The sequence below is a fragment of the Phyllobacterium pellucidum genome, assembly GCF_013327855.1.
GTDB classification, from domain to species: domain Bacteria; phylum Pseudomonadota; class Alphaproteobacteria; order Rhizobiales; family Rhizobiaceae; genus Phyllobacterium; species Phyllobacterium pellucidum.
Window position 1 is genome coordinate 1 of record NZ_JABUMX010000002.1, and the last position, 14,133, is coordinate 14,133.

Genomic DNA, 14,133 nt, shown 5'->3' on the forward strand with positions numbered 1-14,133 from the left:
CGCAGGAACGTATCGTCGTTGCGTGTCATCTCGACACGGATGCCGGAGATCTTCTGCAATTCGTCCCGCAACTGCTGCGCGAACATCAGCGTCACATTCTTTTCCAGGCTTCCGCCGGCACTCTCCGGGCCGCTGTCGATCCCGCCATGGCCGGCATCGACGACCACGGTGAACGGTTTCGGCGCCTGGCTTGCTTCACCGGGAGCGGCGGACGCCAATCGATCGCCGGTTGGCGTCGATGTCGTCGAGGCCGTCGTCTGGTTCTGCGTCTTCAATGCTTCCGCAAAGGCACGGTCGGACGACGCGACGAGATCGGCAACGAGCCGGTAGCCGGGACTGTTATCGTTCTTAAGGACATCGATCCGTTCGACCGAAAATGGTCCCTTCAAGGTAAAGATGAGTCGCGAACGCGTTGCGTCGATCATCCCATAGCGCACATCGGTGATGAGACCCCGCGCCTCGGTCGATTTCTTGTCGAAGCCAAAAACCGTCTTCGGCATGTCGATCGCCAGGCGATGCGGATCGCCGAGCAGCATTGTCGAAATGTCCGGCTCCTGGTCGAAATTGATGACGACGCGTGTGCGCAGTTCGTCGCCGGCTGCCTGATAGGTCAAAGCGGCGAGATCGCCCGCCGCATGCGCGACAGCGCCGCCCTGCAATGAGACAACAAGGCCAAGAAATGCAGCCATGATTATCCGACGGAACACATTCACACCTTTGAAACTGAGCGGGCAGGCAATCCCCGCAAGCACCTCTCGGCCGACCAAACACGCACTGGAAGTCTGCTCAGGGCCTATTATCTATGACTATTAGGTAAGGAGCCATGGTTAATAATCTCTTATTCAAGGTTATTTCGTTGCAGCCGTTGATGACACGATTATGAAGAAGGCCTTGTCATTAAGCGACACACCTCCTAAAAGCAAAGGTGAGTTACTTTCCGCCCTCCGGAATCAGCTCTTCGATGTCACCGCAAATGCCGGAAAGACAAGCGGAGCACAGACATGGCGGCGCGATGGCGAAGCTTCGCTGTAGGTAACCGACAAAAGGATTTGGCGCGCGCGGACAGGGATTGTCGGCAGCGCTTTGTGAACGGCAGATCGCGCAGACAAGGCGCATCGGGCCAGCCCCTAGCGGGGTGATAACAGTGGCGGCACAGCTGAAAAGCGTGCCATTCGTGAGGTCGTTTCGTCAGGAACAACAATGTTTGGTACAGATGTGACCATAACCGGCTTACAAGCCGCGGCTGCCTCAAGGCAGGTCCGCGCGTTGCCGCGTCTGTCTGTTTCTGCGAACTTTAATATATCCGGCAGATGTGAAGACGCGGCTCCAGATACCTTGAGGGTATCCGGGCTGTCTCGCGTTGTTAGCGTTGCAGCCGGGGAGAAGAATTATAATGTCGGACAAGATGCTAATCGACGCCTCCCACCAGGAGGAAACACGGGTTGTCGTGGTTCGCGGCAACCGGATTGAAGAATTTGACTTTGAGTCGGAACACAAGAAACAGATCAAAGGCAATATCTATCTGGCGCGTGTCACACGCGTAGAACCATCCCTCCAGGCTGCTTTCGTCGAGTATGGCGGCAATCGCCACGGCTTCCTCGCATTCAGCGAAATTCATCCTGATTACTATCAGATCCCGGTTGCTGACCGTCAGGCGCTGATCGAAGCGGAAGCGGAAGCTGCAAGCCAGGACGAAGATCACGAGGAACATGCAAGCGAGCAGCGCAGCCGTGATCGCAATGATCGCAGCTCGCGCAATCGCCGGCGCGGCCGTCGTGGCCCGCGTTCAGGCGAAGAATCGTCGAAGCTTGATGCCTCTTCGGAAGAGAACGCCGAGGAGAGTGCCGTCACGGACGAATCCTCTGAGGACGAAGCCGTCGTGGAAGTCGCAGCCGAAGAGGCGAGCGAATCCCAGTCTGACGAATCGGGCAGCCAGACCCGCGCGGCTTCGATTGATGCCGACGTGATTTCCGAAGCTGTCGTCGTCGACGGCGATCCGGAAGACACAGAGGACAACGAGACCCCGCGTTCGAAGAAGTCCGGTCGCCGCTCTGGCGACGACAAGGATGATGCGCACGACGAACTCGATGAAGTCGAATCGGTTGGTGCCGAGGATGCGATGGAAGAGGTGCCTACGCACCAGCGCTTTCAGCGCCGCCAGTACAACATTCAGGACGTCATCAAGCGCCGGCAGATCCTGCTCGTTCAGGTCGTCAAGGAAGAGCGCGGCAACAAGGGCGCAGCGCTGACGACGTATCTCTCGCTCGCTGGACGATATTCCGTGTTGATGCCAAACACTGCCCGTGGCGGCGGCATTTCGCGCAAGATCACCAGCGTACAGGACCGCAAGCGCCTCAAGGACATCGTCAAGGATCTCGAAGTTCCGAAAGGAATGGGCGTCATCCTGCGCACCGCCGGTGCAAACCGCACGAAGCCTGAGGTCAAGCGCGACTACGAATATCTGATGCGGTTGTGGGAGAACGTTCGAAGCCTCACCCTCGCCTCTACTGCGCCGACGCTGGTCTATGAGGAAGGCAGCCTCATCAAGCGATCGATCCGCGACCTCTATAACAAGGACATCACCGAGATCCTTGTCGCCGGCGAGAACGGCTACCGCGAGGCCAAGGACTTCATGCGCATGCTCATGCCGAGCCATGCCAAGGTCGTGCAGCCCTATCGCGAATTGACCCCGATCTTTGCCCGCAACGGAATCGAGGCGCAGCTCGACCGTATGTTGCAGCCGCAGGTGACGCTGAAATCCGGCGGCTACATCATCATCAATCAGACCGAAGCGCTCGTCGCCATCGACGTGAACTCGGGTCGTTCGACCCGCGAACACTCGATCGAAGACACCGCGCTGCAGACCAACCTCGAGGCCGCTGACGAAGTTGCGCGGCAGTTGCGGTTGCGCGACCTTGCCGGCCTCATCGTCATCGATTTCATCGATATGGAAGAGAACCGCAACAATCGTGCAGTTGAGAAGCGGCTGAAGGATTGCCTCAAGGATGACCGCGCGCGCATCCAGGTCGGCCGAATTTCGCATTTCGGTCTGCTCGAAATGTCGCGCCAGCGCATCCGCGCCAGTGTTCTCGAAAGCACGACACAGGTCTGCGCCATGTGCGGCGGCACCGGGCATGTGCGCTCGGCCTCGTCGATTGCGCTGCACGTCATGCGCTCGATCGAGGAATACCTGCTGCGCCATTCGCAGAACAATATCATCGTACGTACCACCGTTCCGACGGCGCTTTACGTACTCAATCACAAGCGCCAGAATCTTGCCGATCTCGAGGCTCGTTTTGGTCTGACGATCAGCATCGAGGCCGATGACAGCGTTGGTGCGCAGCACTTCGCCATCGACAAGGGTTCGATCGCACTCGGTCCCATCGTTCTGCTGGCAGAGACCCCGACGCTCGGCATCGCCGACGATTTCGAGGATGCCGATATTCCGGTCGAAGAAGCTGATGAAGTCGAAGACGTTCAGGCGGCCGACACGGCCCGCGTCGACGGCGACGACGGTTCGCGCAAGCGCCGGCGCAAGCGGCGGCGGCGTGGCGGACGTGACCGTCAGGAAGCTGCCGCGGGCGAGCCGGGCCAATCAATCCGCAGCGACGACGATGCGGACGATGCAGATCAACCGCCCGTTCCAGGCGAGGATGCCGCAGCGAAGAAAGCACGCGAAGATGAGAACGAACGGCGCAAGAAGCGTCGCCGTGGTCGCCGTGGCGGCCGCAAGAACCGTCGCGACGGCGATGACGGCGATAATTACATCGCTGCAAAAGCCGTCCCCGACGCGGAACCGGTGTTCGTAACCATACCGCTTCCGGACTTTGCCAAGGCAAAGACGATCGAGACGGTCGCCGACGAGGCCGAAGCTGCCTCCGTCGTCGCTGCGGTCGAGACACCTGCGGTCGAGTCAGTGGCCGAAGGGGTGCTTGCGGTTATCGAAGAAGCGCCCGCCAAGAAACCGGCCAAGCGCAAGTCGCGAGCAAAGGCTGCCGCCGAACCGGCGGAGGCCGCCGCCGAGCCAGTGGAAACCGTCGCCGAAGCTCCGGCCAAGCCGAAGCGTGCACCGCGCAAGTCAACGAAGAAGGCCGTTGTCGAAGAGGCGGTTACTGCCGAGGAATCGCCCGCGCCGCAGCCCGAGACAGTCGAAGCCGAAGCGCCTGCGCAAGCGAAAGCAGAGCCGGTCGCTGCCGAACCGAAGCAAGAGAAAGTTCCGAGCGAGCCGGTCGTTACATCTACCGTTGCTACGGAAAAGAAGAGCGAAGGTGAAGCGCAACCGAAGCGTGGCTGGTGGCAGAAGAAGGGTTTCTTCTGAGCCGCGATCGATTGAATTGAAGACAAGAGGAACCGGCATTCGTGCCGGTTTTTCTTTATGAAAGCCGGTATTTGGCTTGTTGCGCCGCAGATTTGCCGAATTGGGCAGATTTCACAAGGTAGGAGGAGCTTGGGCTCCCTTTCATTCGAAGTTCGATTTCGATACCAATGGGACTATGATGACAATTCGCCGTTCATGCCGCTCGCTCGCCTCCATGATGCGCCCCACTCTCATCGCCCTGACCGCGGGCGCGCTGGTGGTTGCCCAAGGCGCAGTCGCTCTTGCCCAGTCCCAATCATTGCCAATCGTCCGCGATGCCGAGATCGAGGCGCTGGTTACGGACTACGCAACGCCGATCATCAATGCGGCTGGCCTCGGCAAGCGTGCGATCAAGGTCGTCCTCGTCAACAACAGCAGTTTCAACGCTTTCGTTGACGGGCGCCGCATCTTCATCAACACCGGCGCGTTGCTGCAAGCCGAAACGCCCAACGAAATCATCGGCGTCATCGCCCACGAAACCGGCCATCTTGCCGGCGGCCACCAATTCAAGTTGCGCGAGCAATTGGCCAACGCAAAGACCATGGCCGTGGTAGCGGGCCTTCTCGGCGTCGGCGCTATCGTCGGCGGCGCCGCTGCGGGCGCGAGCGGCCTGTCGAAGGCAGGAGCCGGTATCGCGATGGGCGCGCCGGAAGTCGCGATGCGCAGCCTGCTCAATTATCAGCGTACGGAAGAGATGGCGGCGGATCGTTCGGCCATAACCTACCTTGCCGCAACCCAACAATCGGCCAAGGGCATGCTCACGACTTTCGAGCGTTTCTCCAACGCCCTGTCGCTGACGGGCACGCGCATGGATCCCTACCGCATCAGCCACCCGCTGCCGCGTGAGCGCATTGCCAACCTCGAGACGCTGGCCCGGGCAAGCCCCTATTTCGACAAGAAGGACAGCCCTGCGCTGCAGCAGCGTCACGATCTGATGCGCGGCAAGATCGCCGCCTATACCGGCGGGGGCGCCAGCGTCCTGCAAACCTTCCGCAAGGATCCACAAAATATCGGCGCCCGTTACGGCGACGCGATCGCCACCTATCTCAATGGCTCGGCGCAATCGGCCTTGACGAAGCTTGATCCGCTGATCAAGGAGCAACCGAAAAACCCGTATTTCTACGAGATGCGCGGCGAAATGCTGTTAAAGCAGAACAAGGTGCAGGATGCTGCCAACGCCTTCGAGAAAGCAAGTTCACTCGATCCGCGCAAGTCCGGTCTGATCCGAATGAACTACGGCCGCGCCTTAATGCTGACGGGAACGCCGGCGAACCTCAAGATTGCCGTCGACGAACTCAAGACGAGCATAGGCCGCGACCGCGAGTCCCCGGCGGGCTACGCCTATCTGGCCCAGGCCTATGGGCAGATGGGTGACATGGCGCTCTCCGATCTCGCCAGCGCGAACGAAAAATTCTATTCGGGCAAGATCCAGGACGCTCAAATCTTCGCGACCCGTGCACAACGTGGCTTGAAAAGCGGCTCGCCCGAGTGGATACAGGCTCAGGACATTATCAGCGCCAAGCGCAAGTAAGATGCGGCAATCCCTCAAGGGACACAGTTTTTGAAGAAGGATACTCCATAATGGCAAAAGTCGCTCTGATCGGCGCAGCCGCAGGCCTCGTCAGCATCGCCGCATTGGCGCTCGGCTATCACGCAGGCCGGACCGATCTCATGGCCTCCGCACCGGACAAGACCGCGGTTACCGCTTCGACCACCGATCGCACCGAGATCGAAGGCATCGTGCGCAACTATCTGATCAACAATCCCGAGGTCATGCTCGAAGTTCAGACCGCGCTCAATACCAAGCAGGAAGCGGCGCAGAAGGAAGCCTCGACGCAGGTTATCGGCGAAAACAAGGACAAGATATTCCAGTCCGCCAATGACGCTGTTTTCGGCAATCCCACGGGCGATGTGACCATCGTCGAGTTCTTCGACTATAATTGCGGCTACTGCAAGAAGGCGCTCCCCGATATGGACGCGTTGCTGAAGAGCGATCCGAACCTGCGCTTCGTCATGAAGGAATTCCCGATCCTCGGGGCCGATTCGACGCGGGCGCATATCGTCGCCAAGGCATTCAAGGCGGTCATGCCCGAAAAATATCTCGAATTCCACCGCGACCTTCTCGGCGGCGAAGGACGTGCGACCGAAGCTTCCGCCATGGCGATCGCCGTCAAGCTCGGCGCCAATGAAGCGCAGATCCGCGAAAAGATGAATTCGCCTGAGATCACAAAGAGCTTCCAGGAAACCTATGACCTCGCAAATAACCTCAGCATCACCGGCACTCCATCCTATGTCGTCGGAACCGAAGTAGTGCCCGGCGCCCTCGGTGCGGACGCATTGGCCGAGCGGATCAGCCATATTCGCAACAAATAGGTCTGAATATTTACTTCTGACTGCGAAAACCCGTTGTGGACAAGCAATAACGTGACTTTGCAGGCTTTTCGCTTGCCGATAAGCCGTCTATATGGGACCAGCATTTTCGAACCGTCCGGTAATCATGAAGCAAACGATCTTCGTCCTCAACGGCCCAAACCTCAACATGCTTGGCAAGCGTGAGCCGGGTATCTATGGCGCCGTGACTCTGGACGACATCGAAGCCATGTGCCGGACCGAAGCCGAGGCACTCGGCTGCAAGATTGATTTCCGCCAGTCCAATCATGAGGGTGATCTGGTCAGCTGGATACAGGAGGCAGGCGAGCAGAAGGCATTGGTGTTGATCAATCCCGCCGCCTATACGCATACCTCCATCGCGCTGCATGACGCTATAAGGGCGGCATCTGTAACGCTGGTGGAAGTTCACCTTTCCAACATCCACGCACGCGAGTCGTTCCGCCACCACTCCTACGTTTCCTCTTTGGCCAAAGGGGTGATATGTGGCTTCGGGGCCGACGGCTACCTGATGGGCTTGCGCGCACTCATCAAGCTGGCAACGCCGCAGTAGCTGGCAGTGCCAATCAGAATAAGGGGCTTGAAAAAGCATGGCTAACAGAACCACCGGGATCGACAAGGTCATGATCCGCGATCTCGCGGAAATCCTGAACGATACGGACCTCACCGACATCGAAATCGAGCAGGGCGACCTTCGCATCCGCGTTTCGCGCCAGGTCACCGTGCAGGCGGCAGCCCCGCAGCCGTTCTATGCGCAGGCTCCGGCGGCCGGTCCCGCTCAGCCAGCATCGCCCGCAGCGTCTGCGCCGGCGGCAGCGCCCGCCGCCGATCCCTCGAAGAATGCCATCCCCTCACCAATGGTCGGGACCGTCTATCTTGCGCCCGCACCCGGCGCACGCGACTTCATCCAGGTCGGTACCCAGGTGAAAGAAGGCCAGACGCTTCTGATCATCGAAGCGATGAAGACCATGAACCAGATCCCCTCGCCGCGCGCCGGCACAGTCACCGCAATCCTCGTAGCGGATTCCCAGCCCGTCGAATATGGCGAGCTGCTGGTCGTGATTGAGTGATGCCGGACCCCGTGGGTGAATCGAGAGCGTGATGTTTCAGAAAATTCTCATAGCCAACCGCGGTGAAATCGCCCTGCGCGTCCTGCGGGCCTGCAAGGAACTCGGCATCCAGACGGTGGCTGTCCATTCGACCGCCGATGCTGATGCCATGCATGTACGGCTCGCCGACGAAAGCGTCTGCATTGGACCGCCGCCCTCGCGCGAAAGCTATCTGAACATTCATCAGATCGTTGCCGCCTGCGAAATCACCGGCGCGGACGCCATTCACCCCGGTTACGGCTTCCTGTCGGAAAATGCCAAATTCGCCGAGATCCTCGAGGCGCACAATATCACCTTCATCGGGCCTACCGCCGCGCATATCCGCGTCATGGGCGACAAGATTGAAGCCAAGCGTACGGCGAAGCGCCTCGGTATTCCGGTTGTACCGGGTTCCGACGGCGGCGTCACCGACGACAAGGAAGCTGCGCGCATTGCGGCGGAGATCGGTTATCCGGTTATCATCAAAGCCTCCGCCGGCGGCGGCGGCCGCGGCATGAAGGTGGCGCTCAACGAGGACGAACTGTCGATCGCGCTGTCCACGGCGCGCACGGAAGCCGGTGCCGCTTTTGGTGACGATGCCGTCTACATAGAAAAATACCTGCAAAAGCCCCGCCATATCGAAGTTCAGGTCATGGGCGATGGAAATGGCAAGGCGGTACACCTTGGCGAACGCGACTGTTCCTTGCAACGCCGGCACCAGAAGGTCTGGGAAGAGGCCAACTCACCAGCCCTGAACTCCGACGAGCGCGAGCGCATCGGCATGATCTGCGCGAACGCCATGGCCGACATGGGCTATCGCGGGGCCGGCACGATCGAGTTCCTCTACGAAAATGGCGAATTCTATTTCATCGAAATGAACACGCGTCTTCAGGTCGAGCATCCGGTGACCGAGGCGATTACCGGCATCGATCTTGTACATGAGCAGATTCGCGTCGCCTCGGGCGGCGGGCTTTCGGTAACCCAGGAGGAGATTCGCTTCTCCGGCCACGCCATCGAATGCCGCATCAACGCCGAAGACCCGCGCACGTTCACGCCCTCGCCGGGCAAAATCACGCATTTCCACACACCCGGCGGCCTTGGCATTCGCGTCGATTCCGGCGTCTATTCCGGCTACAAGATCCCGCCCTATTATGACAGCCTCATCGGCAAGCTCATCGTTCACGGCCGCAACCGCGTCGAATGCATGATGCGCCTGCGCCGGGCGCTCGATGAATTCGTCGTCGACGGGATAAAGACCACACTTCCCCTCTTCCAGGATCTGATCAACAATCCTGATATCGCCAATGGCGACTATGACATTCACTGGCTGGAGAAATATCTGGCCGGAGATACCGCAGAAGAAGAGGCATGACGGGCAATAACCCGGTAGAATCTTTCAAAATCGACCCCGCGTTGCTGTTGCGTGCCTACGCGACCGGGGTCTTTCCGATGGCCGAAGAGGCCGACAATCCGGAAATATTCTGGGTGCGCCCGGAAAAGCGCGGCATTATCCCGTTTGAGAATTTTCACGTCTCGCGCAGTCTGCGCAAGACCGTGCGCCAGGGTCGCTTCTCCATCCGGCTCGACAGCGATTTCGCCAGCGTCATCGCCGGATGCGCCAGCGGGTCGGGCGAGCGTTCCCGCACCTGGATCAACCAGCCGATCCGCGAGGCCTATGGCAAGCTGTTCGAACTCGGTTACTGCCATACCGTGGAAGCCTGGCTTGACGGCCGCCTCGTCGGTGGGCTCTACGGTATCGCCCTCGGGTCGGCCTTCTTCGGGGAAAGCATGTTTTCGCGCGAGCGCGACGCCTCCAAGGTCTGCCTCGTCCACCTTGTCGGTCACCTGATCGAGAAGGGCTTTACGCTCCTCGACACACAGTTCACCACGAACCATCTCGAGAGCTTCGGTGCAGTCGAGGTGCCGCGCCGCCAGTACCAGAAGATGCTGGAAAACGCACTGGCGCAGTCCGCGGAATTCTGAACGGCGACATCCCGCTTCCACATTGTCGGTGTATGTCTTCTTGCGGGCGAGTGCCGCGCAATTTTTTCTAAAAGAGAATGTCGACCCGGTGCGCACTCGTTCGTCTTAGGGAGGGAATAACCCGACAAACAAGGAGAATTGTCGTGAAGATCAATGCTTATCTGAACTTTGATGGAAAGTGCGAAGAGGCTTTCAACTTCTATGCCGGCGTACTCGGCGGCGAGATCGTCGCGATGATTCGTTTCGACGAAATGCCTGAAGGCAACGACATGCCGAAGGAACTTGCCAAGAATATCATGCACGCGACATTGCATATCGGCGACAACGTGCTGATGGCATCAGATGCACCGCCGCCCTATTTCCAGAAGGCGCAGGGCATGACGGTCGCCATCAACGTCGACACGCCTGCGGAAGCGGAGCGCATATTCTCTGCCCTGTCACAAGACGCGCAACACGTGCTGATGCCGCTCGGTGAAACCTCCTGGGCTCAGCGCTTTGCGATGTTTACCGACAAATACGGGACACCCTGGATCGTCAACTGCCCGAAGCCGATGTAACTGATCGCATCGGACGGCCGGCACGCTGGTGTCGGCCGGTTGAACGCAAATCTAGAGCGAAATCAGCTCTTTGCCGGCGCCGGCACATCCGACTTCTGCTTGCAGCTCTTCAGCCAGACATCATAAACCGGATGCTCGACGGCATTAAGACCAGGGCTGTCGGCAAACATCCAGCCCGAGAAGATGCGCCTGATCTTGCGGTCGAGGGTGATTTCGTCGACCTCGACAAACGTATCCGTTTTTGGTGCCTCGGTATCCGGGCGCGTATAGCAGACGCGCGGTGTCAGCTGCAGCGCGCCGAATTGCACGGTTTCACCGATATAGACGTCGAATGTGGTGATGCGGCCGGTAATCTTGTCGAGCCCTGAAAAAACAGCAATCGGATTGGTGATCTTTTCATCTGCCCGCGCCGGAGCAATCGCGGTGGCCGCCGCAACAGCAGTGGCTGTGGCCATCACTCCAATCATCCGTGCAAACCTGGCGCGAAAGGGAACAGTCAGGGTCGAGCGGATCATTGCACTTCCGGGGTTAGCGGTGTCGGGGATTTCGATTCCAGCCAGTCGATAATGATCAATTGTGGCAGAAGAAGATCGGATCAGGCACCAGGCGTCCAGGCATCGTAATCGCCGGTGACGGTCGGACGATTGTCGCCATGGGCAATGGAGCCCTTGGGGCGATAAGCGGCTGGTGAACCGGTCAGATTCGGCTGGTGGCTCTTTTCCCAGCCATATGGCTTGTAGTTTTCCTGCGACGGGGGCGTGTCGACCCGGTGGTGCATCCAGCCGTGCCATCCAGCGGGAATCGCCGAGGCTTCCGCATAGCCATTATAGACGACCCAGCGGCGCTTGCGCCCTTCCGAATCGAATGTGCTGAGGCCCTCGTAATAAATATTGCCGAGTTCATCCTCGCCGACCTTCGTACCCTTGCGCCAGGTAAAGAACCGGGTCCCGAGCGTCTGCCCGTTCCACCAGGTGAAAAATTGGGTGATGAAAGTCTTCATGGCAATCCTCGAACGATCTCGTTCAGCCTTTGGCAACTCAAGGGTTTATGGCGGTATCACCAAGGAATGGCAAGGGTCAAGTTGCCGCGTGAGCGGGTGCCAGCCGCAATTTGAAACCGGCATGGCTCTTCTCGAATCCGAGCCGCTCGTAAAAGCGGTGGGCGTCCGGGCGCTTGGCATTCGAGGTGAGTTGCACGAGCGCGATATCGCGCTCGCGCGCAACATCGAGACAGTGGTTGATCAGTTTTGCCCCAATGCCCTTACCGCGCATGTCGGAGCGGGTCTGCACCGCCTCGATCGCCATTCGTCGGGTACCACGGCCAGTCATCGATGTTACGAACGTAACCTGCGCCGTGGCGACCACCTCGCCGCCCAGAATGCCAACGAAGAGCAGATCATTGGGACTGGACTCGATGGCGGCGAAGGCCCGCACATAGTCAGGCAATGCTGCAGGATCGGTCGTATCGCCATGACCGCCGATTGTGTCGTCGGCAAACAGCGCGATCAGCGCGGGAAGATCGGCGCGCGTCGCTTCCCGGAAAGTAACATCAGTATCGACGTTCACGGCGCCAGCTCGTAGCCAGTCAGTGATTTCTCGAAAACAACGACCGAGATACCTGAATTCGGCTCGCCCCAATTGTCGATCCGGTTATTTGTCCGCTCGAATCCCCTGCTTTCATAAAAGCGGATAGCTTTCTGATTTGCCTCGATAACTTCAAGCTGCATCGAGAAGACGCCGGGAAACGCGCTTTCGACTTCGGCCAGCAGCAGCGAGCCGACGCCCTGCTTCTGGCGCTCGGGGTGAACATAGAGCTGGTTGAGGATCGACAGCCTGTGATCCTTCTGCGAGGCATAGGCCATGCCGAGAATATCGGCACCGTCATCGGCGATGATGAACTCCGAATAGGGCTTGGCCAACTGCTTCTTCAACGCGTCCAGCGAATGATAGCGGCCGGTGATCGCCTTTACCCTCTCGGCTCCATATACGTCGTCATATGTTGCGTGCCAGGTTGTAACCAGCATTTCGTGGACGGCGTCGAGATCCTCTTTCGTGGCGCTGCGAACCCACATTTACTCGACAATCCCCAATTTCGCCTTGACGAGATCGCTGACCGCCTGCGGGTTGGCCTTGCCACCGGTTGATTTCATCACCTGGCCGACAAACCATCCGGCGAGCGTCGGTTTCGCCTTTGCCTGTTCCACCTTGTCCGGGTTGGCGGCAATGACGTCATCAACAGCCTTTTCGATCGCGCCGGTGTCGGTAACCTGCTTCATGCCCCGGCTTTCAACCAGTTCGCGCGGGTTGCCGCCTTCGGTCCAGAGAATCTCGAAAAGGTCCTTGGCGATCTTGCCGGAAATCGTGCCTTCCTTGATCAGGTCGAGGACAGCGCCGAGCTGGTCGGGCGATACCGGTGATTCCTCGATGCCCTTGCCCGCCTTGTTCAAAGCCCCGAGGAGATCGTTGATCACCCAGTTGGCGGAAAGCTTGCCGTCGCGGCCCTTGGCTACGGCCTCGTAATAGTCGGCAATGGCCTTTTCGGTAACGAGGATCGACGCGTCATAGACCGACAATCCCTGCTCATTCACAAGGCGCAACTTCTTGTCGTCCGGAAGCTCGGGTAGATCGGCCTTCAACGTATCGACATAAGCCTGTTCGAACTCGAGCGGCAAAAGGTCCGGGTCGGGGAAATAACGGTAATCATGCGCCTCTTCCTTTGAGCGCATGGAACGTGTCTCACCCTTGACCGGATCGAAAAGCCGGGTTTCCTGGTCTATGGCGCCGCCATCCTCGAGGACACCGATCTGGCGGCGGGCCTCATATTCGATGGCCTGTCCGACAAAGCGGATCGAGTTGACGTTCTTGATCTCGCAGCGCGTCCCGAACTCACCGCCCGGACGGCGCACCGACACGTTGACGTCGGCGCGCATCGAGCCTTCGTCCATGTTCCCGTCGCAAGTGCCGAGATAGCGCACAATAGTGCGCAGCTTCGTCAGATAGGCCTTCGCCTCGTCCGAGGAACGCAAATCGGGCTTCGATACGATCTCCATCAGGGCGACGCCGGACCGGTTGAGATCGACATAGGACATGGTCGGGTTCTGGTCGTGCAGTGACTTGCCCGCATCCTGTTCGAGGTGCAGCCGCTCGATGCCGATTTCTATATCTTCGAAGTCGCCTTTGCGGTCAGGCCCCACCGAGATGGTCATCGTGCCCTCGCCGACGATGGGCTGCTTGTACTGCGAGATCTGATAGCCCTGCGGCAGGTCGGGGTAGAAATAGTTCTTGCGGTCGAAGACCGACTTGAGATTGATTTGCGCCTTGAGTCCGAGCCCTGTCCGGATCGCCTGGCGCACGCACCACTCATTGATCACCGGCAGCATGCCCGGCATCGCCGCATCGACCAGCGACACGTTGGCATTCGGCTCGGCGCCGAACTCGGTCGATGCACCGGAGAACAGCTTCGAGTTTGAGGTTACCTGGGCATGGACCTCCATGCCGACAACGATTTCCCAATCGCCTGTGGCGCCGGATATGAAACGCTTTGGGTCGGGCGTACGGGTATCAACTAAAGTCATGCTGCCTGTCATTCCTGGCTCATTCGTGTGTTCTATTGGCTAGTGCAATCCGCTCGGTCAGGCAAGTGTTTCTCATATGCGAATGGCTGAAAGCCAAGCCCTAATCCCTCTGATGCAATAGCAAGCAGGGCAGACACGCAGTAATACACCGACTTGGCGCATGCCAAACACCGTGATTAACTGAGT

General features: G+C 59.0%; 14 protein-coding genes. 8 read left to right on the top strand and 6 right to left on the bottom strand.

Annotation, left to right across the window (positions count from 1 at the left end):
• Window positions 1–689: N-acetylmuramoyl-L-alanine amidase (locus HQ945_RS07815; RefSeq protein WP_175584987.1), on the bottom strand; the 689-nt coding region annotated here is incomplete at its 3' end.
• Between the two features lie 704 nt (window positions 690–1,393).
• On the opposite strand from HQ945_RS07815, the gene HQ945_RS07820 reads away from it, so the two are divergent.
• The 8 genes from HQ945_RS07820 (at window position 1,394) to HQ945_RS07855 (ending at window position 10,373) form a co-directional block, all read left to right on the top strand.
• A complete protein-coding gene (locus HQ945_RS07820; protein ID WP_174207890.1) occupies window positions 1,394–4,318 on the top strand; it encodes an Rne/Rng family ribonuclease in 2,925 nt (974 codons plus the stop codon).
• A gap of 175 nt (window positions 4,319–4,493) precedes the next feature.
• Window positions 4,494–5,888 (top strand): M48 family metalloprotease, encoded by a 1,395-nt coding sequence (locus HQ945_RS07825; RefSeq protein WP_113280740.1) that lies wholly within the window; start codon window positions 4,494–4,496, stop codon window positions 5,886–5,888.
• A gap of 50 nt (window positions 5,889–5,938) precedes the next feature.
• Entirely contained in the window at window positions 5,939–6,730 is a 792-nt protein-coding gene (locus HQ945_RS07830) for a DsbA family protein (protein ID WP_027231425.1), read from the top strand.
• Window positions 6,731–6,854: 124 nt separating this feature from the next.
• Window positions 6,855–7,298 carry a type II 3-dehydroquinate dehydratase gene (gene aroQ, locus HQ945_RS07835; RefSeq protein ID WP_091922401.1) on the top strand — a complete coding sequence of 148 codons (444 nt, stop codon included), beginning with the start codon at window positions 6,855–6,857 and terminating at the stop codon, window positions 7,296–7,298.
• A 37-nt stretch (window positions 7,299–7,335) separates the two neighbouring features.
• Window positions 7,336–7,815, top strand: a complete 480-nt coding sequence (gene accB, locus HQ945_RS07840; protein ID WP_027231427.1) for an acetyl-CoA carboxylase biotin carboxyl carrier protein — start codon at window positions 7,336–7,338, stop codon at window positions 7,813–7,815.
• Between the two features lie 31 nt (window positions 7,816–7,846).
• Entirely contained in the window at window positions 7,847–9,205 is a 1,359-nt protein-coding gene (gene accC, locus HQ945_RS07845) for an acetyl-CoA carboxylase biotin carboxylase subunit (protein WP_027231428.1), read from the top strand.
• A gap of 41 nt (window positions 9,206–9,246) precedes the next feature.
• Complete coding sequence (gene aat, locus HQ945_RS07850) at window positions 9,247–9,816, top strand: leucyl/phenylalanyl-tRNA--protein transferase (protein ID WP_027231429.1); 570 nt, start codon at window positions 9,247–9,249, stop codon at window positions 9,814–9,816.
• 143 nt (window positions 9,817–9,959) lie between these two features.
• Window positions 9,960–10,373, top strand: a complete 414-nt coding sequence (locus HQ945_RS07855; protein ID WP_027231430.1) for a VOC family protein — start codon at window positions 9,960–9,962, stop codon at window positions 10,371–10,373.
• Window positions 10,374–10,435: 62 nt separating this feature from the next.
• On the opposite strand, the gene HQ945_RS07860 is transcribed toward HQ945_RS07855, so the two are convergent.
• From HQ945_RS07860 to gatB, 5 genes are all read right to left on the bottom strand, one after another.
• Complete coding sequence (locus tag HQ945_RS07860; protein ID WP_245273435.1) at window positions 10,436–10,828, bottom strand: DUF2155 domain-containing protein; 393 nt, start codon at window positions 10,826–10,828, stop codon at window positions 10,436–10,438.
• A 140-nt stretch (window positions 10,829–10,968) separates the two neighbouring features.
• Window positions 10,969–11,373, bottom strand: coding sequence for an NADH:ubiquinone oxidoreductase subunit NDUFA12 (locus HQ945_RS07865; RefSeq protein WP_027231432.1), 405 nt, complete (start codon window positions 11,371–11,373; stop codon window positions 10,969–10,971).
• A gap of 76 nt (window positions 11,374–11,449) precedes the next feature.
• On the bottom strand, window positions 11,450–11,938 hold the full coding sequence (locus tag HQ945_RS07870) for a GNAT family N-acetyltransferase (protein WP_174207891.1): 489 nt from the start codon (window positions 11,936–11,938) through the stop codon (window positions 11,450–11,452).
• Window positions 11,935–12,444: a GNAT family N-acetyltransferase gene (locus tag HQ945_RS07875; RefSeq protein WP_174207892.1), complete on the bottom strand. Its 510-nt coding sequence runs from the start codon at window positions 12,442–12,444 to the stop codon at window positions 11,935–11,937. Before HQ945_RS07875 ends, HQ945_RS07870 begins: the two co-directional genes overlap by 4 nt.
• The gene (gene gatB, locus HQ945_RS07880) at window positions 12,445–13,947 is read right to left on the bottom strand and encodes an Asp-tRNA(Asn)/Glu-tRNA(Gln) amidotransferase subunit GatB (RefSeq protein ID WP_174207893.1); all 1,503 of its coding nucleotides are present in this window, start codon (window positions 13,945–13,947) and stop codon (window positions 12,445–12,447) included.
• Window positions 13,948–14,133: the final 186 nt, after the last annotated feature.

Excerpts from the sequence above, each read along its gene's own strand:
- HQ945_RS07875 (WP_174207892.1), bottom strand. The coding sequence starts at position 12,444 with ATGTGGGTTCGCAGCGCCACGAAAGAGGATCTCGACGCCGTCCACGAA.
- aroQ (WP_091922401.1), top strand. The coding sequence starts at position 6,855 with ATGAAGCAAACGATCTTCGTCCTCAACGGCCCAAACCTCAACATGCTT.
- HQ945_RS07865 (WP_027231432.1), bottom strand. The coding sequence starts at position 11,373 with ATGAAGACTTTCATCACCCAATTTTTCACCTGGTGGAACGGGCAGACG.
- accC (WP_027231428.1), top strand. The coding sequence starts at position 7,847 with ATGTTTCAGAAAATTCTCATAGCCAACCGCGGTGAAATCGCCCTGCGC.
- HQ945_RS07860 (WP_245273435.1), bottom strand. The coding sequence starts at position 10,828 with ATGGCCACAGCCACTGCTGTTGCGGCGGCCACCGCGATTGCTCCGGCG.
- gatB (WP_174207893.1), bottom strand. The coding sequence starts at position 13,947 with ATGACTTTAGTTGATACCCGTACGCCCGACCCAAAGCGTTTCATATCC.
- HQ945_RS07825 (WP_113280740.1), top strand. The coding sequence starts at position 4,494 with ATGATGACAATTCGCCGTTCATGCCGCTCGCTCGCCTCCATGATGCGC.
- HQ945_RS07820 (WP_174207890.1), top strand. The coding sequence starts at position 1,394 with ATGTCGGACAAGATGCTAATCGACGCCTCCCACCAGGAGGAAACACGG.
- accB (WP_027231427.1), top strand. The coding sequence starts at position 7,336 with ATGGCTAACAGAACCACCGGGATCGACAAGGTCATGATCCGCGATCTC.
- HQ945_RS07830 (WP_027231425.1), top strand. The coding sequence starts at position 5,939 with ATGGCAAAAGTCGCTCTGATCGGCGCAGCCGCAGGCCTCGTCAGCATC.